This window comes from Kushneria konosiri (assembly GCF_002155145.1).
In the GTDB taxonomy this organism is placed as follows: domain Bacteria; phylum Pseudomonadota; class Gammaproteobacteria; order Pseudomonadales; family Halomonadaceae; genus Kushneria; species Kushneria konosiri.
The window spans coordinates 2,844,169-2,866,533 of record NZ_CP021323.1 but is presented as its reverse complement, the minus strand read 5'-3'; the positions used below and the strand labels follow the sequence as shown (position 1 = coordinate 2,866,533).

General features: G+C 57.1%; 17 protein-coding genes. 11 read left to right on the top strand and 6 right to left on the bottom strand.

Annotated features, from left to right (window positions below):
* The first annotated feature begins 576 nt into the window (after positions 1-576).
* Positions 577-2,385 carry an assimilatory sulfite reductase (NADPH) flavoprotein subunit gene (locus B9G99_RS13210; protein ID WP_086622571.1) on the top strand — a complete coding sequence of 603 codons (1,809 nt, stop codon included), beginning with the start codon at positions 577-579 and terminating at the stop codon, positions 2,383-2,385.
* A gap of 2 nt (positions 2,386-2,387) precedes the next feature.
* A complete protein-coding gene (locus B9G99_RS13205; protein ID WP_086622570.1) occupies positions 2,388-4,130 on the top strand; it encodes an NADPH-dependent assimilatory sulfite reductase hemoprotein subunit in 1,743 nt (580 codons plus the stop codon).
* 182 nt (positions 4,131-4,312) lie between these two features.
* Here the strand turns inward: B9G99_RS13205 and mdoH are convergent, their stop codons facing one another.
* The 3 genes from mdoH to B9G99_RS13190 all read right to left on the bottom strand — a co-directional run bounded on the left by mdoH (position 4,313) and on the right by B9G99_RS13190 (position 9,937).
* Complete coding sequence (mdoH, locus tag B9G99_RS13200) at positions 4,313-6,808, bottom strand: glucans biosynthesis glucosyltransferase MdoH (RefSeq protein WP_086622569.1); 2,496 nt, start codon at positions 6,806-6,808, stop codon at positions 4,313-4,315.
* Positions 6,801-8,381: a glucan biosynthesis protein G gene (locus B9G99_RS13195; protein WP_227875820.1), complete on the bottom strand. Its 1,581-nt coding sequence runs from the start codon at positions 8,379-8,381 to the stop codon at positions 6,801-6,803. The genes mdoH and B9G99_RS13195 overlap by 8 nt, the downstream gene beginning before the upstream one ends.
* Positions 8,382-8,743: 362 nt before the next feature.
* Positions 8,744-9,937: a multidrug effflux MFS transporter gene (locus B9G99_RS13190; protein WP_086622568.1), complete on the bottom strand. Its 1,194-nt coding sequence runs from the start codon at positions 9,935-9,937 to the stop codon at positions 8,744-8,746.
* Positions 9,938-10,073: 136 nt separating this feature from the next.
* Between B9G99_RS13190 and B9G99_RS13185 the strand changes: the two genes are divergently transcribed.
* The 6 genes from B9G99_RS13185 to B9G99_RS13160 all read left to right on the top strand — a co-directional run bounded on the left by B9G99_RS13185 (position 10,074) and on the right by B9G99_RS13160 (position 14,307).
* Positions 10,074-11,081: a formate/nitrite transporter family protein gene (locus B9G99_RS13185; RefSeq protein WP_086622567.1), complete on the top strand. Its 1,008-nt coding sequence runs from the start codon at positions 10,074-10,076 to the stop codon at positions 11,079-11,081.
* Between the two features lie 35 nt (positions 11,082-11,116).
* Entirely contained in the window at positions 11,117-11,674 is a 558-nt protein-coding gene (locus tag B9G99_RS13180; RefSeq protein WP_086622566.1) for a hypothetical protein, read from the top strand.
* Between the two features lie 78 nt (positions 11,675-11,752).
* On the top strand, positions 11,753-12,607 hold the full coding sequence (nfo, locus tag B9G99_RS13175) for a deoxyribonuclease IV (protein ID WP_086623480.1): 855 nt from the start codon (positions 11,753-11,755) through the stop codon (positions 12,605-12,607).
* Positions 12,608-12,637: 30 nt separating this feature from the next.
* Positions 12,638-12,931: a hypothetical protein gene (locus B9G99_RS13170; protein WP_086622565.1), complete on the top strand. Its 294-nt coding sequence runs from the start codon at positions 12,638-12,640 to the stop codon at positions 12,929-12,931.
* 171 nt (positions 12,932-13,102) lie between these two features.
* Positions 13,103-13,759 (top strand): hypothetical protein, encoded by a 657-nt coding sequence (locus tag B9G99_RS13165; protein WP_086622564.1) that lies wholly within the window; start codon positions 13,103-13,105, stop codon positions 13,757-13,759.
* On the top strand, positions 13,753-14,307 hold the full coding sequence (locus tag B9G99_RS13160; RefSeq protein ID WP_086622563.1) for a FlgO family outer membrane protein: 555 nt from the start codon (positions 13,753-13,755) through the stop codon (positions 14,305-14,307). The genes B9G99_RS13165 and B9G99_RS13160 overlap by 7 nt, the downstream gene beginning before the upstream one ends.
* Positions 14,308-14,387: 80 nt before the next feature.
* Here the strand turns inward: B9G99_RS13160 and B9G99_RS13155 are convergent, their stop codons facing one another.
* Positions 14,388-16,079, bottom strand: a complete 1,692-nt coding sequence (locus B9G99_RS13155) for a 2-isopropylmalate synthase (protein WP_086622562.1) — start codon at positions 16,077-16,079, stop codon at positions 14,388-14,390.
* A gap of 226 nt (positions 16,080-16,305) precedes the next feature.
* Here B9G99_RS13155 and B9G99_RS13150 point away from each other — a divergent pair, with 226 nt between their 5' ends.
* Both B9G99_RS13150 and B9G99_RS13145 read left to right on the top strand, forming a co-directional pair.
* Positions 16,306-16,806 (top strand): Lrp/AsnC family transcriptional regulator, encoded by a 501-nt coding sequence (locus B9G99_RS13150; protein ID WP_086622561.1) that lies wholly within the window; start codon positions 16,306-16,308, stop codon positions 16,804-16,806.
* Positions 16,807-16,969: 163 nt separating this feature from the next.
* The gene (locus B9G99_RS13145) at positions 16,970-17,512 is read left to right on the top strand and encodes an invasion associated locus B family protein (protein WP_227875819.1); all 543 of its coding nucleotides are present in this window, start codon (positions 16,970-16,972) and stop codon (positions 17,510-17,512) included.
* A gap of 87 nt (positions 17,513-17,599) precedes the next feature.
* Here the strand turns inward: B9G99_RS13145 and pepN are convergent, their stop codons facing one another.
* Complete coding sequence (pepN, locus tag B9G99_RS13140; RefSeq protein WP_086622560.1) at positions 17,600-20,230, bottom strand: aminopeptidase N; 2,631 nt, start codon at positions 20,228-20,230, stop codon at positions 17,600-17,602.
* A gap of 97 nt (positions 20,231-20,327) precedes the next feature.
* A complete protein-coding gene (locus B9G99_RS13135; RefSeq protein ID WP_086622559.1) occupies positions 20,328-20,690 on the bottom strand; it encodes a YbaN family protein in 363 nt (120 codons plus the stop codon).
* A gap of 187 nt (positions 20,691-20,877) precedes the next feature.
* Between B9G99_RS13135 and aldA the strand changes: the two genes are divergently transcribed.
* Positions 20,878-22,347, top strand: a complete 1,470-nt coding sequence (aldA, locus tag B9G99_RS13130; protein WP_227875818.1) for an aldehyde dehydrogenase — start codon at positions 20,878-20,880, stop codon at positions 22,345-22,347.
* Positions 22,348-22,365: the final 18 nt, after the last annotated feature.

Sequence of the window (22,365 nt, the reverse complement as noted above, 5' to 3'; positions counted from 1 at the left end):
AGACGTCAGTGCCATGACGCAGTAAAGGCTATCCTAGCAGGCACACGCCATGGTGACGTATACATCAGGTTATGACCCCATGGTGATCGCATCACTGGACACACCATGGCCCATGCAGACATGACTTCTCACGCTAAAAGGCAGTAAACCGTGAGTGCTACCCTGAGCCTTCATGCATCTCGGCTTCTACCTCCTGGTGTTTCTCCACTAATCGGCACACAGGTTCGAACCGTTCTGCCGATAAAGGTATACTCCGCTGCTTTTATCATTTGCACGCACGATGGGATTTCGATCGCAACGGCCTGATATCGAAGGCTAGAGGCGTGCTACATTCGCCCGTGCTGTGGCCGACGTCACCGGTCGGGTGCCACTTCCGGAGCATGCCGCAAAGCTTTCGGGGCATACGAAGCTATCGTGAATGTCATGATATTAAGCAGCAGATCAGAATATTGGCAGCCCTGACCTACCTTTTAATTCCTTTAAATTATAAAAGCATTATAATTTATACCTTTTAATTCATTGGGGAGGTCGCTAGCATTCGCCTTCCTCCCACGGGGACAGATGAGGATATCCACGATGTCACAAGGCCCCCTGCTCGACACCAACAGTCCTCTGAATGGCGACCAGGCCCAGCGTCTCAATGACGTACTGGGCGGCATGGATCGCGATCAGATGACCTGGCTGAGTGGGTATCTCGCCGGACTCAATGCGTCCGGCGGCCAGCTGAGCGCTGCGTCACCTGCAGGTGCACCACAGACCGCCTCCGCACTACCCGAAATTACCGTTTTGTATGGCAGCCAGACCGGCAACGCCGAAGGCGTGGCCGAGCAGGCGCGTGATCGCGCCAAGGCACAAGGCTTTAATGTTCGCCTGCTCGACATGGCGGACGCCACCAAAAAGGATCTCAAGGATCCGACCAATCTTGTGGTTGTGGTCAGCACCCAGGGTGAAGGCGATCCGCCGGATACCGCCATCGGTTTTTACGAGCTGATCAATGGCCGCAAGGCACCCAAACTTGACGGTCATCGCTTTGCGGTGCTGGGTCTGGGTGATTCAAGCTATGACCAGTTCTGCCAGATGGGCAAGGAATTTGACGCCCGACTGGCAGAGCTGGGCGCTGAGCGGATCAACGATCGCATTGATTGCGACGTTGACTATGAAGAGCCTGCTGAGACCTGGATTGACTCCGTACTTGCGCGCTACGCAGAACTCTCGGGGGCAACCACGGCAGCCGCTGACCAGAGCTCTTCTGCCGCCTCGGCTGGTGAAAGCCAGTGGTCGAAGAAAAACCCCTTCTATGCCGAGATTCTCGACACGGTGGTGCTCAACGATGACGGTTCGAGCAAGGAAACCCGTCACATCGAGCTGTCGCTGGAAGATTCAGGTCTCGTCTATGAGCCAGGGGATGCGCTGGGCGTCGTACCACAAAACGATCCGGCCTATGTCGATGAACTGCTCGAGAAGCTCAGAATCAGTCACGACACCGAACTGGACACCGGTAGCAAGGTACGCGATGCCCTGCTGGCCGAGTTCGAAGTCACTACCCTGACCCGTCCGTTTCTCGAAAAATGGGCAGAGCTCAGCGATAACGCCGAGCTGCGTCGCATTCTGAGCGATGAAGCCCGTGAAGAGTTCAAGGCGTGGGTCTACGGCCGCCACATCATTGATGTCATCGAACAGTTCCCGGTCGATAATCTGGATGCCGCCACCTTTACACAGGCGCTGCGCAAACTTCCGCCGCGACTCTACTCCATCGCCTCAAGCTACAATGCCGAACCCGATGAAGTGCATTTGACCGTCGGTGTTGTACGTTATGAAGCGCATGGTCGTGCCCGTAACGGCGTGACGACCGGCTACCTGTCCGATCATGTTGAACCCGGTGACAAGATTCCGATCTACGTCGATCGCAACAAGAACTTCAAGCTGCCGCACGACAACAACACGCCGATTATCATGGTTGGTCCGGGCACGGGTGTGGCACCCTTCCGCGCCTTCATGCAGGAGCGTGATGATGCCGGCGCTGAAGGCGACAACTGGCTTTTCTTTGGCGACCAGCATTTTCATACCGACTTCCTGTATCAGGCAGAATGGCTGAACTGGCGAGAGAAAGGCCTGCTGACCCGTCTGGACGTGGCCTTTTCACGCGACCAGGCCGAAAAGGTCTATGTGCAGGATCGCATGCGGGAAAAAGGGGCTGAACTCTACGCCTGGCTTGAGCGTGGCGCCCATTTTTATGTCTGTGGCGATGGCGAGCGCATGGCAGCCGATGTCCATCAGGCGCTGCTGGATATTGCGCGTGAGCACGGTGGTCTTGATGAGGACGCCGCCGCTCAGTACATCCGCGATCTTCAGCAGTCCAAACGCTACCAGCGGGACGTATACTGAAAATGACCGATATTATTGCCAAACTCCGTGATGAATCGCTTGGTGACTACGCCGCCAACGAAAGCCTGAAGGTCAACAGCGACTATCTCCGTGGCCGGTTGATGGAAGACATGGCTGACAACGCCACCGGCGCTGTCAGCCCTGACGATACCCAGCTGACCAAGTTCCATGGCTTTTACATGCAGGACGATCGCGACGTTCGTGATCAGCGCCGCAAGAAAAAGCTGGAACCGCTTTACTCCTTTATGGTGCGTCTTCGCATTGCCGGCGGCCGCATGAGCAGTCAGCAGTGGCTGACGCTGGATGAGGTGGCTCGCAACTATGCCAATGGCACGCTGCGCATCACGACACGCCAGACCTTTCAGTACCATGGCGTGTTCAAGAGTAACCTGCGCGCGCACCTGAAAACCGTCAACGACGCCATGATCGACACCATCGCCGCCTGCGGCGACGTCAATCGTAACGTGACCTCAACGGCCAACCCTCACCGCTCCGCGATTCACCGACAGGTCTATGATCTTGCTGCCGAGATCAGCAATCATCTGCTACCGCGCACGCGTGCCTATCACGAGATCTTTCTCGGTGAGGAGCGTGTCGCCGGCGGTCCGGAAGAGGTCACCGAGCCGCTTTATACGCAGCACTATCTGCCGCGCAAGTTCAAGATAGGCCTGGCAATTCCGCCGGACAATGAAACCGACGTGCTGACCAATGACCTGGCCTTTATTGCCATCGTTGAAAACGGTGAGCTCAAGGGTTTCAACGTGGCAGTCGGTGGCGGCATGGGATCCACCCATGGTGAGCCGGACACCTATCCGCGTCGTGGCTCGATTATCGGTTATTGCGATGTCGACCAGACCGTTGATGTTGCCGAAAAGGTCATGCTTGTACAGCGCGACAACGGTGATCGCAAAAACCGCAAGCATGCCCGCCTCAAGTACACCGTGGATACCATGGGTACCGAAGGCTTCAGAGCCGAGCTCGAGAAGTATCTCGGTTACGCGCTGGGTGAAGAGCGTGCGTTCGAATTTACCACTACCGGCGATATTCTCGGCTGGTACCAGGGTGAAGATGGCCAGTGGCACTTCGGGCTTTTCGTCGAGAACGGTCGTATCCGCGACTACGCCGATGACAACCCCATCCACGCTGGCATGCAGATCATGAGCGGTATGCGCGAAATCGCCAGAATCCATGACGGCGATATCGTACTGAGCTGCAACCAGAACCTGATCATCACCAACGTGAAGCCTGAACTTCGCGAGCAGATCGACAGCATCATTGATCGCTATCGAATGCTCAAGGATGTCAGCCCCCTTCGTCAGCACTCGATTGCCTGTGTGGCCTTCCCCACCTGTGGTCTGGCCATGGCGGAAAGCGAGCGTTATCTGCCCACGCTGCTCGACAAGTTCGATGCCATCATGAAGGACGCGGGGCTTGAAAACGATCCGATCATTGTACGCATGACCGGCTGCCCCAATGGTTGTGGTCGCCCTTTCATGGCTGAGATCGGCTTCGTCGGCAAGGCCATCGGCCGCTATAACCTTTATCTGGGTGGGGATTTCACCGGCACCCGGCTCAACAAGATGTATCGTGAAAACATCGACGAGAAAACCATTCTCGAAGAGCTGACGCCGATGATCCATCGCTACGCCAAAGAGCGTGAGACTGGCGAGTGCTTCGGCGACTTTGTGGTTCGTGTCGGTATTATCAAGGCGACCGAGAACGGGCTGGACTTCCATACGGCCTGATCATCGTCCTGAAAGACCCTAAGGGCCCGGCATCTGCCGGGCCTTTTTTATGGTTGCCATGTTCTTGCCATCCTTTAATCCCGAACATTCATGCCAGCCGTTCTGCCATAAAAAAGGCCCTGCCAGTGGCAGGGCCTTTCAGGATCAGACTGTTTTACTCGCAGACGAACCGGGGTGCGCTTCTAGATAAAGCGCGGCGGTGGATCATCGGCATAGGCTTCATCGATCCAGGCAGGATACTGATGGCTGCGGTCCCAGACCTGATAGTGCAGTCTGGACAGCATGATCGGATCATCCAATACCAGCAGCTTTTCCTTGTTGGGCATCTTGTCCGGACCGCCGACCAGCGCCTGGCGTACCATCGCCTGACGCTGCGACTCGATCGCCTCGGACTTGTTGTGACGTGCCACACCCATGGCACAACCCAGCGCATTATCGATGGGATCGACCACCGTTTGCACAAAGGTCGGTGCCGGAGGCTGATGACGCGAGTTACGCACAAATCGCCAGGTCGCTCGCAGTTCACGCGGCGGATTCGACTCTTCGGGGATCAGGAACATGCGGCCCCTGAAGGCAGCACGACCCAACCCGACCTTGCTGGTAATGACCGAGACCGGAATTGACAGCATCAGCGCCCCAACGATCGGCCAGAGCCAGAGCAGAAACAGCGGGTCCAGCCACAAAACGAACAGCGTCCAGATAATGCCGAACACGGTTTGCCCGCCGTGACGCATGAAGGCGTCCTTCCAGGTCGTCTCACTGAAATCGCGTTGCGGCGACTTCCACTTGACCTCGATGCCCATCAGGGCCGCCAGTACAAAGCGGGTATGGAACAGCATGCGTACCGGCGCCAACAGCATCGAGATCAGTGACTCGATCACCATCGACAGCCCCAGACGTATGGCGCCACCGTAATAGCGTGGCCCCTTGGCCCAGATCACGATCACGCTCAGGATCTTGGGCAAAAACAACAGGGTCAGCGTGGTGGAAAAGAGTGCTACCGCCCTGCCCGGATGCCACTCTGGCCAGCGCGGGAAAAGCTGCATGGGCTCGGTGAAATACTCGGGCGTGGTCAGGGTATGCACGGCCAGAAGCGCCGTGGACAGCATCAAAAACAGGAACCACAGCGGCGCCGACAGATACGACATGACACCGGTCAGAAAGACCGCACGGTGAACCGGGTGCATACCACGCACCAGAAACAGGCGGAAGTTCATGATGTTGCCCTGACACCAACGCCGATCGCGTTGTAGCTCATCGATCAGGTTGGGCGGCATTTCTTCATAGCTTCCCGGCATGTCATAGGCGATCCAGACTCCCCAGCCGGCACGACGCATCAGCGCGGCTTCGACAAAGTCATGGGAGAGGATTTCACCCGACAGGGCACCCTTGCCCGGCAGCGGGGCCAGCGAGCAGTAATACATGAAAGGCTCAACACGAATGATCGCATTATGCCCCCAGTAGTGAGATTCTCCCAACTGCCAGAAGTGCAGGCCTGCCGTGAAAAGCGGTCCATACACCCTTGTGGCAAACTGCTGAAGACGGGCATAGAGATTGTTACTGCCTGCTGCCAACGGCGCCGATTGAATAATACCGGCATCCGGATTGGCTTCCATCAGCTGTACCAGTCGGGTCAGACAGCGACCGCTCATGACACTATCGGCGTCCATGACCAGCATGTAGCGATAGTTGGCACCAAAGCGACGGCAGAAGTCATCGATATTGCCGCTCTTTTTCTTGACCCTTCGAGAGCGGCGGCGATAGAAGATTCGACCGAACCCACCCACTTCGCGGCACAGCCTCAACCATGCATGGTTTTCCGCCACACAGGTGTCGGGATCATAGCTGTCACTGAGCACGTGAAAATCGAAATGCTCGATGTTGCCACTACGCTGAACGGACTCATAGGTGGCCTTGAGACCGGCAAAGACGCGGTTGACGTCTTCGTTGCAGATCGGCATGACGATGGCGGTTCTGGCCGAAGGATCGATCGGCTCATCCCCGGCACTGGTCGCCGAGATGCTGTATTTATCCCGGCCTTTTAAAAGCTGAAAGAAGCCCATCAGCGCCGTCCAGAAACCAGCCGACACCCAGCAAAACAGCAACGCAAAGAGCACAAGTTCCAGCACTTCAAGCAGCTGTGCGCCCTGGTAAGGCAAAACGGTACTCATGTACCAGACCGCCACTGCGCTTTGCACCATGACCAGCAGCAACAGCGTCCAGCGGCGCATGGTACCCACCATCTTCCAGCGCGGCGCAGTAGGCGCTTCAGGGGCCTGGGTCTTGCGAACCCGCGGTTTTAAATTACCGCGGCGCAGGTGATAGCCCTTTTTTAGCCGCTTGATCGGACTGGTGGTCCAGGGGTGTGGTGCAATCGAGGTACGATTGATGGGCGGCATGGTCTTGAGACACACGCGCCCTACCTTGTCGGTCCCAAGCACTTCGGGCGGCGCCAGAGGGGCCGTCCCATAGGCCAGCTCCAGGCGCCTCAGAACAGAGGCGCTGGCCGGGTCGTCCTGCTGGAGGCTTTGCTTGCCGACGTCTTCGTGAACCTTGAACAGCGGCGTATCCTGAGAAGCCAGCTCCAGCAGCTCTCGTCGATTACCCAGGTCCCGGGTCCCGAGCGCCAGGCGCTCAAGATAGGCCCGGGCCGGGCTTGAATAGGCATCATCACTCATTGGCAGGCAGCACGTAGTTCCAGGTTTCCGTCAGACGCGAGTCACCATTTTTCAGGAAGGCCTTCATGTTGACCGGCTTCGAGGTGTCGTTGGCCTTGACGCTCAGCTTCAGGCGGTAGCCACCCATGGCAGGATTGCGGACCACGTCACTACGTACAACCTGGCCGTTATCGCCAAGATTGACGTCTGCCTGAACATTGTCATTGCTGCCCGGCGACTTGAGATTCGGACCCACGAAATCGATCACATACATCGTGCTGTCATCGCTTTTGCGCACCAGGTTGTCCTGAACCGTTTCACCGCGAGCACGACGAGTCTGGGCGACCCAGCCCAGATCAGGCGTATGATAGCGCGCCTCATTGAGCGTCCAGTTGATGGTGTAATTGAAATCCAGCGGCTGGTTGGTCGGCAATTCCTGCGTCGGGCGCCAGAAGCTGACAATGTTGTCGTTGGTTTCATCCGGCGTTGGAATCTGGACAAGTTCTACCTGTCCGTCGCCCCAGGTGTTTTGCGGCTCGATCCACGCACTCGGGCGCAGGTCGTAACGATTTTCGATGTCCTGATAGTCACCGAAATCATGGTCACGCTGCAAAAGCCCCATACCGCGCGGATTGTTGGCCGGGAAAGTGTCCACGGAAAGACGCTTGGGGTTGGACAGCGGACGCCACAGCCATTGCCCGTCACCTGTGGCCAGCAGCAGGCCATTGGAGTCATGAATGGCAGGACGATAATTGCTGCTGCTGGACGGCTGTTCAGGACCGAACAGGTACATGCTGGTCAGCGGCGCTATGCCCAGCTTGGTGACCTGACGACGCAGGAAAAGACGAGACTGCACATCAACGACACTGTCCTGCCCCGGGCGCAGAATAAAGCGATAGGCACCGGTCGCGCTGGGCGAATCCAGCAGCGCATAGATGGTCAGATAGCGATCATCTCCCTGGGGTTTAACCACCCAGAACTCCTTGAACCGCGGAAACTCTTCTCCTGAATTGAGCCCGGTATCGATGGCAAGGCCACGGCTTGAAAGACCATAGCGCTGGTTCTGACCTGCGACACGAAAATAGCTGGCGCCCAGAAAGACCATCGATTCGCTTTTCTTATCGGGACTGTCGCCGTAGTTGATCTTGAAACCGGCAAAACCAAGGTCCTTGAACTTTGATCTGTCAACATCAAGGTTGCCGTATTTGAAATTATCCGGAGAGAATTTCAATTCCTGTACGTCATCACCGTTGACCTCATTGATGGTCACCGGCGTGTTGTAGTGCATGCCTTCGTGAAAAAACCCCAGATCAAATCTCAGGTTGTCGCTGCGCCAGTGAGATTGAGCAGGCTTGTATTGAATCTGTTGATATTGCTGAAAGTTCAATCCGGCAAGGGATTCCGGGAGATTGCCTTGAGGCGCAGTGTATCCACGCTGTGCAAGCTCCTGAGCCTCCTGGCTGACATCATTGAAGTCAAATGCAAGTACGGCCTGAGCGGAAAACAGGGAAGCCACTCCGAAAGCCAGCAAGGCACTTTTTTTCAGGGTAGCGTAAGCCGCGAAACTACCGGAGGTTTTCAGATAAGACGTCACAGCAACATTCCTCATAAGCATCCTTGAAGTGCCCTGGTATTTAAAAAAGGTATGGTTCATACCATCACTGCCATGCAGGAAAATGCTCAGGGCAGCCATACACGGCAGCGTATGCATTGTTGAATTCAGCAGGCCTGTTTACCACGACCCTGCACCTTTATACCAGCAGCTCAGGCGCAGCATTCTACGTCACTTTTGTACGCACGATACGTCCCAAAGTGCCGCAGCGACCCAGGATATGTCATGCATTGGATGTGCATACGTGCGCCATTCTAGCGTTGGCAGGGCTTTTTCTCAGTAGTCATAATGAAACGCTGTCTTTTTTTACCACCCGGTGACACGTCGATAACAGATTTAACCGGTCATGCGAGCACCCGGTGCCGATGGCATACCATCAATGCCGTCAACAAAAGCCCCCCCGCGCCCAGAATGCCGGTCAGCGCCAGTATCCACTGAGGCGATAGCGGCAACCATGTCAGTAGTGAGGCCATCAGCGCACCACCGCCCATCTGACAACATCCCGCCAGCGATGAAGCAAGCCCTGCTCTATCTGCATAGGGCTCAAGTGCCAGACTCAATGCAGCCCCCAGCGTTAATGAAAAGCCGGTCACCATGACGGCATTGGGCAGCATGAAGGACGCCACGCCCGAACCGAAAGCACTATAAAACAAGGCATGACAGAAGCCACCAATGACCATGACAACGAGCCCTGCCTGAATGGCGCGATGCTGCCCCAGAGACGAGATCAGCCGTGGGGCGAGAAAATAAGCCACTACGTTAATGGCCGCGATGGTGCCAAACCAGCCGCCAAAAGCCAGCTCGCTCAAGCCGGCCTGGTCGATCAGAAGTATTGGCGATGTCGTGACATAGACAAGAATGACGGTCATGCCGGTCATGGCGATCAGAACATGAAAGACAAACTGGCCATCACTCAGAATGGCAGCCACATCACGTCCATAATGAGAAAGGCGGCTTTTATGTTCTCTGACCGGTCGGGTCTCTTCCAGCCCCCACAGACAAAACATCGCAACCGCCAGCGCGAAGACCGTCATGAAAACAAAACTGACACGCCAGTGCCAGAAAGCGGCCAACAGGCTTCCCAGCAGGGGGGCCAGTGCCGGCACCACACAGACGGCTGCATTCAAAAAGCTATAGATGCCCGCTCGCCGCTCCCCCTCAAAACGATCTCTCACGCAGGAAAACGCCACGACGGTGGCCAGTGACGCGCCCAGCCCCTGAAGCAGGCGTCCGACGTAAAACAGCATGACCTGGTCGGCCATCAAGCACATCGCCGCAGCCAGGCCATACACAAACGCCCCGACAATCGCCATGGGCCGTCGTCCGAGACTGTCTACCAGCGGACCGGCCACCAGCTGACCAACCCCCATGCTGATCAGATATAGCGTAATGGACCACTTGATACTGGCGGTATCCAGGGCAAAGTCCTGCGCGACCATGGGCAGGGAAGGTAAAAAGATATCGACGCCCAGCGGAGTAAGCACGATCAGCGCCATCATCATGGCAATCAGGCGTCGATTGCCGGAGGAAATGCCCATTATCAGACTCTTTTACAAGAAGAAAAGGCACTGTACAGACTACGCTGGAGTCGGCCAACACCTGCTATCAGTTTGAAAGCGGTCCGGCTACGCTAAGCCTATGGACCCTCGCCACAACAAGAAGGCGCGTATCGCTATGAGCCAAGAAGAAAAACAGCACGCAGAAGATGATTTTGAAGGCGGACTGGATGCAGAAGTCTCGGAGCAGGAACCACAGGAGGCCCCTTCAGGAAGCGTTTCTGACCAACACGCCAATGGTGAGGAAGAGAAAGCTCAGGAGCTGCCTTCTCAGGCGGCCGCGGTTCACCAGCGACTTCGCAAGGATGGACAAAAGGAACTGGCCCGCGATTCGATGGCGCTTTTATGGTCCGCCATCGCCGCCGGCATTTCCATGAGTTTTTCCATGGTGGCGCGCGGTCTTATGCATGCGCAACTGCCGGACACGGGCGCAGGTTTCATGATCGAGTGTCTGGGGTACACGATCGGCTTTATTGTCGTGATTCTGGCTCGCCAGCAGCTGTTTACGGAAAATACCGTGACGGCCGTCCTGCCGGTCATGAGCCATCCCACGATGGCCAATTTTGGCGCCCTGGGCAGACTGTGGGGTGTGGTCCTGATCGGCAATATGGTGGGCGCTGCCCTGTCAGCCATCACCTTTTTGAAAATGCCGATGTTCGATCCGTCGACACATGAGGCCTTTATCACGCTGGGCCATCATCTCATGGAAAAGTCACCATTCGAGATGTTTTCGAGCGCCATTCTGGCCGGCTGGATGATTGCCACTCTGGTATGGCTGATACCGGCGGCTGATCAGGCCAAGGTCTGGATCATTCTGATCATTACCTACGTCATGGCCATTGGCGGCTTTGCGCATATTGTCGTGGGTGCCAGTGAAATGTTTTACATGGTGTTTTCAGGCAATGCCGACTGGAGCGATTTCCTTTTCCGCTTTGCCCTTCCGACGCTTGCCGGCAATGTGGTCGGTGGCACGTTTATCTTTTCCTTGATCAGCCATGCGCAGATCCGCGGCGATCTGGAAGCCCAGAAGGAGTGCAAACAGGGGTTGATTCAACGACGTCATGGCGCTGACAAGGCAACACGACATGGGAAGGGCACGTCGTCGTACAAACGTGACAAAGCGTGATGAGGCCGACAGTGCTGCAAGTCATGACCATGGGGATGATCGGGGCAGTCCTTTGGGGCTGCCAGTCGGCACCCTCCACCCCGCCACCGTTTTATCAGGATGACATCCTGACACTGACGAACAGTGATCTGGTCAGGGTGGATCGCTTTGATGGCTCCGGATTTGATGATCCCGGCTGGAGCAGCCTGAGCACCAACCCCGGGGCCGGTCAGAGACCGGTGCTTTTAAAACTGCCAGACTCCGATGACATCAGAAGCGGCTGGTGGCTGCTGGGGCGCAGCCACAACCCCGAAATCGTGGCACATTGCACCCATCCCGAGCGCGCCGGTCAGACACTGACCGGTACACCCACCATGATCGATGGTCATCCCTTTACACGTTTTGAAATCAGCGATGCCGGCATGAGCCACTATCGACAGGTCAGAGCCTGGCGCGGCGTCACGGGTGGTAGCTGTCTGTCCATCGAACATATTGTCCAGGGCGTCCGTGGTGACGTGTTCGATCCACCGCGCACTCCTGCGTTCACGATCGACGCTGCCATGGCAAGACTGGAAGACGTTAATGACGCACTGGCATTTGACAACACACCGTGAGGGCCGGCATGCCTGACATGGAGCTCTGTCCCGGCGGCTGTCATAATGGTGTATTTAGGCTCTGGGATCGATCGCGACATGCATTATATTGGAGCACACGTCAGCGCCGCCGGCGGCGTTGACCAGGCGATCAAACGCGCCGTGGACATTGGGGCCAATGCCTTTGCGCTGTTTACCAAAAATCAGCGTCAGTGGAAGGCCAAACCGCTCGACGACAACGTCATCGAGGCGTTCAAAAAGGCCTGCCACCATCATGGTTTTACACCCGCGCAGATTCTTCCTCATGACAGTTACCTGATCAATCAGGGTCATCCGGAAGCCGAAGGGCTGGCCAAATCGCGCGCGGCCTTTCTCGATGAGATGCAGCGCTGCGAGCAGCTTGGACTGACCCTTCTCAATTTTCACCCGGGCAGCCATCTGCGAAAGATCAGCGAAAGTGAATGTCTAAAGATCATTGCCGAGTCCATCAATGAGGCTCTGGCGCAAACCCGTGGGGTAACTGCTGTCATCGAAAATACGGCCGGTCAGGGCAGCAATCTGGGCTATCGTTTCGAACAGCTTGCAGAAATCATCGAGCAGGTGGATGACAAATCACGCGTCGGTGTCTGTATCGATACCTGCCATGCCTTCGCCGGTGGCTACGACCTGCGCACAGAAGCGTCTACCCGGGCAGTTCTGGATGAACTGGAATCAGTAGTCGGCCTTGAGTATTTGTGTGGCATGCATCTCAATGATGCCAAAAGCACGCTGGGCAGCCGCGTGGATCGCCATCACAGTCTGGGCCAGGGCAATATCGGCAGTGATGCCTTCAAGGCCATCATGCAGGACCCTCGGATTGGTGATATTCCCATGATTCTGGAAACCATCGAGCCTGCCATATGGGATCAGGAAATCGCCTGGCTGCGCGCGCAGGCCGGTACCCCTGGCAACTGACGCACTCTCATCTTTAGCGGAAACTTCACCATGCAGTCAGACGGTTTTTTCAGCTGGGTCGGCGAAACGCTGGGCAACATCATTCGTGCCATTGTGGAATTTCTGGCCTCCATTTTCGCCAACCTTTTTGGCGCCATGGGCGGTTTCATCGATGGGCTCACCAGTTCACTGGGTATCAGCCCCTCCCTGTTCAGCCTGGTGATTCTGGTCATTGGCCTTTTGCTGCTGGTCAATGGTGTACGCGCCATACTGCGCGGCGGCATCATTGGCGGCCTGATCTGGCTGGTGCTGGGGCTTCTGGTCCTGTCGTGGCTAATTCCCTGACCCGACACCGGCCGCCTCATCACCCTCCTTCCTGCCTGATGGACACAAGGCCATGGCATCGATTGATCCGTCATGGCCGGGCTCAAGCCAGCGCTCACATGGCCGATAAGAACTTCCTGATCAACCATGGCACAGACCCACAAGAGCTGCGTCATCAAGGGAAGGAAATTCATGTCGTTAAGGATCTGGGGCGCCATCTGCCTGGCGGTCACGCTGAGTGGCTGTTTTAAAGTCAATACGTCCCAGGCCCCCATGGCGACCACCTGGGAGATGAGCGAGCAGCAGCGCATGCAGGCCGCCCATCACTGGGACGTACTGGCCCGCAACGAAGCCCGCGGCATCATGGCCAACCAGCGCCTTCGCAGCCGGCCTCTCTATGTCTTCTCGCCACAGCCGTCGACGCCTTTTGAGCGCGGCTATCATTCGCTGCTTGAAAGCCAGCTGGTTCAGCAGGGCGCGCTGGTCAGCACCCAGCCCGAAGGTTCCGTGATCATCAACCCGATGGTTCAGGTCGTCACGCACAGCGACCGTGGCAGTATCCGTCCACCGCCGGGCGCCCTTACCTTCCTCGCTGCAGGCGTTGCATGGGCATTTCAGCCCCTCAACCATTGGTCCGAGCCGGCTCTGGCACTGATCCCGGGCGCCGCACTGCTTGATGTTTTTGGCGGTAACATCACCAAGGTGGGCAATACCGAAGTCATCATTACCACTCGCGCAAGCGAGTTCGACACGCTGTTATATTCGTCTTCCAACATTTATTACATCAATGATGGTGACAGCAATCATTACGAAAGCCGAAGCGGGCTGAGGGTTTCATCGCAATGGTAAGCCAACGATTTTCTCGCCTGCCTTTAACGGTGGCACTGCTGCTCTGCATGCTGGTGACGGGCTGCTCCTCCCTGCCGGGATACAATACCGTGCCCGAGCGCCCCACTCTGCTTTCCCGGGTTGATACGGCTGCCGAGCAGCTGGTCAGGAATGCTCATGGTCGTCTGTCGCCCAGTGACACCATCATTGCGACCACCTTTGTCGACGTGGATCAGCTTGGTCGCTCCTCCACGCTCGGCCGGACGCTGACCGAAACCATGATGTCCAAACTGGTCGAACAGGGCCTCAATGTTATCGAGGTGAAGCTGCGTGACAGTCTTTATATCGAGGAGTACACCGGCGAGTTGATCCTGTCTCGTAACGTGCAGCGACTGGGCAACAACTATAATGCCAGCGCCGTTTTGCTGGGCACCTATGCCGTCGCGCGAGGCGAGGTGTTTGTTAATGCCCGGATCGTTCGTCTGGCTGACCAGCTGGTGCTTGGCGCCAGCAGCTTTCGAGTGCCCATGGACGTGGATATCCAGACCCTGCTGCTGTCACCCTATTAGGATTGATACCAGACAGAACGCCATAAGGCCTGCTGCCGGGATGGCAGCAGGCCTTTTTAATGGCGACAGGTCAACAGGGATCAGACGCTGTCAGCCATCGCTGTCAGACCATCCCGTGCACCGGTCGTTTCATTGCACAGATTGATACCCGAGATGATCGCCTTGAGTGAGGCGCTGACGGTATCGCTGTCCTCGGCCACGGCGCAGATTCGCTGGCCATCCACATTCAACTGCACAAAGGCGATGGCATTGGCCTCGCTGTCTTCGCCCAGCGAATGCTCGTTATAATCGAGAATGCCCACCTGCTGGCCACTGTGACGCTGCCACGCGTTCATGAAGGCCGACATCGCACCGTTGCCGCTACCTTCCAGCGCCAGACGCTCGCCACCCTGCTCAAGCGTAATGGACAGCCCTTCTTCACTGGCGCGCGACAGGCGATAATCCACGAGAGAGAGCGGCCCTTCACGCATGAAGGTATTAAACAGCAGCCGACGGATGGACTCGCTGGAAAGCTCGCCGCTCAAGCGCTCGCTTTCCTTTTGCACATGAGGCGCCAGCGCCAGCATCATCCAGCGCGGCAGACTGATGCCATAGTCGCGTTCAAGCAAAAAGGCCATACCGCCCTTGCCGGACTGACTGTTAACGCGAATCACTGCCTGATAATCGCGACCGATATCGCGCGGGTCGATCGGCAGATAGGCCACCTGCCAGGGCTCGTCGTCGCCCTGCTTTTTGAGCGATTTACGAATGGCATCCTGGTGGCTGCCGGAGAAGGCAGTATAGACCATCTCCCCCACCCACGGATGGCGTGGATGCATGGTGATGCCGGTACACTCGGTCACGACCTGAATGATTTCGTCAGGGCGCGACAGGTCAAGCTCGGGATCGATGCCCTGACTGTAGAGATTCATCGCCAGCGTGACGATATCCATGTTGCCGGTGCGTTCGCCGTTGCCCAGCAGCGTGCCCTCGACACGTTCGGCGCCGGCCAGCAGGGCCAGCTCGGCGGCCGCCACCGCACCGCCGCGATCGTTGTGCGTGTGGACCGAGATAATCACGCTGTCACGGCGACTGATGTTCTGGCAGAAATATTCGATCTGGTCAGCATGATGGTGTGGTCCGGCCACCTCCACCGTATTGGGAAGGTTCAAAATGCACTTGTTGTCAGGCGTGGGCTGCCAGACGTCCATGACCGCTTCACAAATGGCCAGGGAAAAATCGAGTTCGGTACTCGAGAAGCTTTCCGGAGAATACTGAAAGCGCCAGTCAACCTGCGGGTAGCGCTCGGCATGCTCCCTGACCCACTGCGCGCCGCTGACCGCAATATTGATGATGCCGTCGCGGTCCATTTCGAACACACGCTCGCGCTGCGTGGTCGATGTTGAATTATACAGATGGATAATGGCCCGCTTGACACCGACCAGCGCTTCAAACGTCTTCTCGATCAGATGCTCACGACACTGCACCAGTACGGCAATGGTGACATCCTCAGGGATCTGATCTTCCTCGATCAACCAGCGCACGAAGTCGTAATCCGGCTGACTGGCCGAGGGAAAGCCGACCATGACTTCCTTGATGCCGACACGAATGATCTGCTTCCAGAAGCGTTTTTTCTGCTCCACGCTCATCGGCTCCAGTAGCGCCTGGTTGCCGTCGCGAAGGTCTTCACTGACCCAGATCGGCGCGGATTCGAGATCGCGATCGGGCCATTGACGATTGAAGGCGGGCACACGCGGCGCGGGGCTGTACTTGCGATGATTGAAAGCAGTCATGTCTACCTCTGATAAGCGCTGAAGGGATGTTTCATGCCTGAACAGGGACATCATCGGGAGCCGCTCTCGTGAAGCACGCCCGTGAGCCACATCGGCACTGCTTGTGACAGTAGAGCCAGTATAACGCTGCCAACATGACAGGTCCTTGCGATTATCGTGGCAAAGACCCCACATAAAGCAATATAATGCCAATATTAAACATTATCTTGGCACAAGGCACCAATAAATGTCCGAAAGACAACCTGCCATTGCGATTGATCGCTATGATCGACATATCCTCGAAATCCTTCAGACGGAAGGCCGAATCAGCAATCAGGCCCTGGCCGATCGGGTGGGCCTGTCACCATCGCCCTGTCTCCGGCGGGTACGCGCGCTTGAAGAGAGCGGGTTGATCACAGGCTATCAGGCACAGGTCGATGCCCGAAGGCTGGGCTATCGACTGATGGCCCTGGTCCACATTTCCATGGACCGGCATACGCCCGAGCGCTTTGCCAATTTCGAACAGCGTGTCGCCGCTCTGCCTGAAGTCATCGAATGCCTGATGATTACCGGCCAGGAAGTCGACTATCAGCTCAAGATCCGCGTGGAAGACATGGACGATTACCAGCGCCTGCTGCTGGAACATATTACTCCGATCGAAGGGGTAACCGGCGTTCACTCCAACTTTGTGCTGCGTCCGGTATTTGGCAATCGTCCCATTTCTACCGATCTTGTGAACTCACCCTGAGCCCTGTGGGAACTCAAGGGCATCCGTTTTCACCAACGCCATCCTGCACTCTTCACCGCCGAGAGGCTTTATAAAAAAGGCTTCAGGGCTTAGTGTGTAGCGCTTCGGGTAGCGCTCTGCGCGTGGCCATACCCGTGCCCGTCATTTACAGGAGAGACTGCACATGCTGTTACGCCGCATGTCGGCTTCAGGGTTTCTGGCCCTGATGGCGACGCTATTTTCCCTCTATATGGTGCCCGTGGCTCATGCCCAATCTCAGGTGCAGCCACAAAACGCATCCGATGCCGATATCAAGCAATACCGGGACTGGGAGGTTCGCTGTCCCAAAGGCGGCGGCAATGATGCGCGCTGCACCATGACACAGCTCGTCAACAGTCCCGACAGCAAACGTCCTGTCATGCGGGTTGTCGTGGCCTACCCGCCGCAGAGCAGTGATCCCGTCATGGTCTTTTTGTTGCCATTGGGCGTGCGCCTGGCCCCCGGCATGCAGCTTCAGGTCGATAATGGCAAGGAGATCCCCTTCCCGTACCAGGTCTGCATGGATGACGCCTGCCGTGCCGACCTGCCTCTGCAGGGTCAGCTGCTCAGCCAGCTGCGTGGCGGCACCAAAGCCACGGTCAGCCTGTTTGACCCCAACGGCCAGCGTCTGGATACCAGTATTTCCCTGCTGGGCTTCACCGACGCCACCCGCGCCATCGCGCCCTGAGTCGCTGCAAGTCACTCATGATGTTCGACGATCGCCTGTCGGCATCAAAAAAACGGCGCCCGAGAGGGCGCCGTTTTTCATGAGGGATCAGGCCAGCGCCTTTTCTACCACCTCAAACACGTTGCGCGAGAGATTCTCCTTGCGAATGCGCTCAAGCTCGCCGCGCATCAGTGCCTGACGCTTGTCGTCCAGGCGATGATAGCGCGTTAGCGGCACAATCATGCGCGCGGCGATCTCCGGGTTGAGACGATTGAGTTCGATGACCACGTCCGCCAGCAGCCGATAGCCCTCGCCATCGAGACGATGGAAGTTGACCCGGTTCTGCTGGGTGAAAGCCCCCACAAGTGCCCTTACCCGGTTGGGATTTTTGATCGAAAAGGCCGGGTGATTCATCAGAAAACGCACGCGCTCCAGCGCATCGGCCTGAGGGCGCGTCACCTGCGTGGCAAACCACTGATCCATGACCAGCGAATCATGCGCCCAGCGCTCGCCGAAAGCGCGAATGGCCGGATCTCCCAGATCCGCACGATCAGAATGCGCCAGCAATGTCAGCGCCGCCCGCACATCCGTCATGTTGTGATCGGCTTCATACTGAGCGAGTGCCATATTGAGGGCTTCGGGTTCACCGTTGGCGACCAGATAGGAAAGCGCCACGTTTTTCAGGCTGCGCGAGGCAATTTGCTCGGGCGTAGGCGCATAGGCTTCTGTCTGCTGGTTGGCGTGATAGACACTCTCGAACTCGGCAAACAGGTTGTCCGCCAGCTGCTCGATCGCAGCACGTCTCGCACCATGAATGGCATCGATATCCACATGGCTCTGCTGCTCGGCAATCCACGCCTCGCTGGGCAGACGCAGCATCTCGGCCAGCACCGCCTTGTCGTCGGTCGGCTCACGCAGCAGATGACGAAAGGCCTCGATCAAACGAGCGTCGAGCGCCATGAGCTCACCACGCTGATGAGCCACCATCATTTCCTCGATCGCCATCAGTGCCAATCGCTGCGTGGCGTCCCAGCGATTGAAGCCATCCTCGTCAAAGCGCATCAGATGTGACAGCTCATCGCGCGACCAGGGATACTCAAGGCGAACCGGCGCTGAAAGTCCGCGCAGCAGCGACGGCACGGCCCCTTCATCAACGTTATCAAAGACCCACTGCTGCTCGACTTCGCGCAGATGCAACACGGTATCGGTGCCGTACGACTCACCACCGAGGATCAGCTCGATCGGCTGCCCGTCAGCGGCGATCAGCCCCATGCGTACCGGCACATGCAAGGGCTTTTTGTCATCCTGTCCGGGCGTGGGTGGCGTCCTTTGAGCAATGGTCAGAGTGAATCGGCGCTGCTCGGCATCATAATCGCCATTCGCCGCAAGCTGCGGTGTTCCCGCCTGAGCGTACCAGCGCATGAACTGGGTCAGGTCTTCACCTGACACTTCGGCCATGGTCTCGACAAAGTCCTCGACGCGCACGGCCTGGCCATCAAAGCGCTCGAAGTAGAGATCGCTGCCGCGGCGGAAGGTCTCTTCGCCCAGCAGGTTGCTGAGCATGCGCACGATCTCGGCACCCTTTTCATAGATGGTCAGGGTGTAGAAATTCGAGATTTCGATAAAGTGATCGGGACGCACCGGATGAGCCGTCGGACCCGCATCTTCTGCAAACTGCAGGGTGCGCAGCAACGCAGCGTCTTCAATGCGCTTGACCGGCGCCGAGTTGATGTCGGAAGAGAAGCTCTGATCACGAAAGACCGTAAAGCCTTCCTTGAGCGCCAGCTGGAACCAGTCGCGACAGGTCACACGGTTGCCGGACCAGTTATGAAAGTACTCGTGCGCCACGATTCCTTCGATACGCTGGAAGGTGGCGTCCGTGGTGGTCTGCGGATTGGCCAGTACTGCCGCGCTGTTGAAAATGTTGAGCCCCTTGTTTTCCATGGCGCCCATATTGAAATCATCCACGGCCACGATCATGAAAAGATCCAGATCGTATTCACGCCCATAGGCCTGCTCGTCCCAAACCATGGCGCGCTTGAGCGACGCCATCGCCCAGTCGGTCTTTTCCAGATTCTGCGCCTCGACCCAAAGCTCAAGCGCCACCTCACGCCCACTCATGGTGGTGAAGCTGTCACGCACGCATTCCAGCGAGCCGGCGACCAGTGCAAACAGATAGGAAGGCTTGGGGTGCGGATCTTCCCAGGTCACAAAGTGACGACCGTTTGGCAACTCGCCACGCTCGATGGGGTTACCGTTGGACAGCAGTACCGGCTGACGCTGCCTGTCGCCGATGACCGTCGTGGTAAACACGGCCATCACGTCGGGGCGATCGGGATACCAGGTAATGCGTCGAAATCCTTCGGGCTCACACTGGGTGCAAAACATCGGCCCGGAAACGTAAAGCCCCTCCAGCGCGGTATTGTTGGCCGGATCAATGACCACCTCGGTATCCAGTACACATGAGGCCGGCACCTGATCGATAATCAATTGATCGCCGTCGATGCGATATTCGCTTTCCAGCAGCGTCTGACCATCAATGGCCACGCGCTCGGTCACCAGACCATGACCATACAGCGTCAATGCCGCCTGCGCGTCGTATTCGGGATGACGCTGTAACTTAAGGCGCGCCTTGACCCGCGTGGCATGCGAGTCAAGGTCAAAGGTCAGCTCCGTTTTCTCGACGCGGTAAGCGGGAGGACGATAGTCGCTGAGATAAATGGCTTGTGGCTCGGCCATGAAAGGCTCCTGAAAATGAATTACCGTCCTGACAGTCTACGCCCGGGACTCGGATCGGCTCAAAGAAAGCGTAACGTGGCGCTGAAGTGGCTGGCATTCAACGTCTGGCCGGTGTCGCACGCGTGACGATCCACAGACCGACAAGGATCAGCAACAGGGAGACCCCAAGGCGTATGAACAACACGTCTATGGTCCACCATATCAGTATCGCACTCAGGGTCAGGGTCAGTACGGCTGTCATCTTTGCCTGCCTTGAAATGGCGCGTTCCTGCATCCAGTTATTGATGGCAGGGCCGGCTACACGGTGATGACGAATCCAGTGGGCAAATCGTGGAGACCCTTTTGAAGCCAGTATGACCGCGGCGAGCATCAAGGGCGTTGTAGGCACCAAAGGCAGTATCACTCCAGCAAGACCCAGCAAAAAGCAGAGCGCCGCCAACCCTATCCATACATAACGCATCGTGCGCTCCCGAACTTTCAGGTGATATATCCATCAAAGTCTGGGCCAGAAAGCGCCCAACATCGCCTTTCACTGGCTGGTACGTCCTGCGTTGACCACATCGGTTAATCTGACGGCCAAACGACATGGGGCCTATCCTATCCGTGTCAATTGACAGACCATACGAACCGACAGGAGGTCAGAGAATATGGACATGAAGTCACAACACAATGGCATCAACGTTTATCGCCAGTTCATCGGCGGGCAGTGGGTCGATTGCGACGGCGACATGCTGGATGTCACCAACCCTGCGACCGGTGACATCATCGCCCGGGTGGGCATGGCCAACGCCGACAACGCTGATCAGGCACTGAAGGCCGCTCAGAAGGCGTTTCCCGAATGGTCACGCAAAACGGCGGTTGAACGTGCTGATGTGTTGTACAAGCTGGTCTCGCTGATTCAGGACAACAGCGAGCGACTGGCAAATCTGATCACCTCGGAACAGGGCAAGCCATTGGCGGAATCCCGTGCCGATGTAGCCATGTGCGGCGACCTGATCCGTTTTGCCGCCGAAAACACGCGTCGTCTTGAAGGCGACATCATTCCGGCAGACGATCCCGATGAACAGATCTGGATTCAAAAGGTGCCTCACGGCGTCGTGGTCGGCATCACTGCCTGGAACTTTCCTGCTGCATTGATCGGACGCAAGCTGGGGCCTGCTCTGGCAGCAGGCAATACCATTGTTCTCAAACCCTCGGAAGAGACACCGCTGACCGCGCTGGAGATTGTTGAACTGGCACGCCAGGCAGGCGTTCCTGATGGAGTGATCAATCTGGTCAATGGCCGTGGCCAGGACGTGGGCCATCATCTGGTGACCAGCCCCATCACCCAGCTGGTCACCATGACCGGCAGCGTCCGCGGCGGGCGCGAGATCAACAAGGCGGCTGCCGAACATCTCAAGATCGTACGTCTTGAACTGGGTGGCAAGGCGCCCTTCATCATCATGGATGACGCCGATCTTGATCCGGCGATCGACGCAGCCATCACTTCGCGCTTTAACAACTGTGGGCAGATCTGCACCTGCAATGAACGCATGTACGTGCAGTCCGGTATTTATGACCGCTTCCTTGAGCGATTCAAATCACGCGTTGAGGGGCTGAAAGTGGGCAACCCGCTGACCGACGGTGATGTCGACATGGGTCCCAAGATCAACAGGGACGAGCTTGAAAAGGTTCATGCCATGGTCGAGCAGGCACAGCGTGACGGTGCGGAACTGGTCACCGGCGGCAAGCGGCTGACCGGTGGTGAATATGATCAGGGCAGCTACTATGCACCGACCATCCTGACCGGGGTCAACAACGATATGAAGATCATGCAGGAAGAGATCTTCGGTCCGGTCGTGCCCATCATGAAGGTAGAGAGCTTTGAAGAAGCCATTGCGCTGGCCAACGCTTCCGAATATGGCCTGTCAGCGTATGTCTTCACTCGTGACATGAAAAAGCTGATGGCGTTGACCCGTGAGCTCGATTTCGGCGAAGTTTACGTCAATCGTGGTGGCGGTGAATCGGTCCAGGGGTTCCACAAGGGCTATCGTAACAGCGGTCTGGGGGGTGAAGACGGCAAATACGGGCTGGATGCCTATGTCAAAAGCAAGACGTTCTACGTCAACTACGGCTGATAGCCTCCATGTCTGACC